This window comes from Alcanivorax sp. HI0044, from assembly GCF_001634945.1.
On the sequence record NZ_LWEZ01001288.1, the window covers coordinates 1 to 810 of the forward strand.

At 60.2% G+C, this 810-nt stretch carries 1 protein-coding gene; it reads right to left on the reverse strand.

Annotated elements, in window-relative coordinates; all coding sequences use genetic code 11:
- Positions 1-108: 108 nt before the first annotated feature.
- Positions 109-810 (reverse strand): SURF1 family protein (locus A3730_RS18740; RefSeq protein WP_231883997.1); only part of this gene is annotated, 702 nt, incomplete at its 5' end.

Here is an 810-nt window from a genome sequence, read left to right on the forward strand (position 1 = left end):
ACTCAGTGTTGCTTTTCTTTGACGTAGACCCACTATGCCTGCAGAAAAGCGCCTTGATTGGTGAAAAAATGCACTCGACATAAGTCACACAATCAGCGGCGACCTACACTAACGCGTTCGGCGTGAATCCCGCAGTACCAGCCAGGCCGCCAACAGCATGCCAAAGGCAAGGGCGAACCAGGTGATGGCATAGACGAGGTGGTTATTGCGGAACTGGATGACGGTAAGCCCGCCCACCGGCAGTTCACTGACTGTGGCCTGCACATCCACGAAATACGGCGCCACCGGCGACAGCCCCTGACGCTCGGCCATGGCTTGCACATCACGGGAATACCAGCGGTTTTCCGCTGGCACATTGTCCCGGAACACACCGCCACCGGGATGGCTCAGGCGCAGCAGCCCGGTGACGGTGACTGGCTCTGCCGGCGTATATTCGCCCGACTGGGCCGCACCCCGTTTCTCCTGGGGCACAAACCCCTGGTTCACATAGACCCAGCTGCCGTCGGCCCGTTGCAACGGCGCCATCACCCAATAGCCCTGCCCCGCTTGCGTCGCCGCAGAAACCAGCGCAACGGCCCCGGGCCGATACTGGCCGCTCACACTGACATGGAGATACTCATGGGTGTCTTCACTGACAGAGGGCCAGCCAGGTTGCGACGGAGCGATCACCGCTTCGGCATGCACCCGGGCATCCACCCGCGCAATCAAATCTTCTTTCCAGGCCAGCCGCTTCACCTGCCAGACACCCAACGCCACAAAACCGACGAAAGCGACTGCGGTCAACAGCAGAAACAGGAAAGTGAAAATACG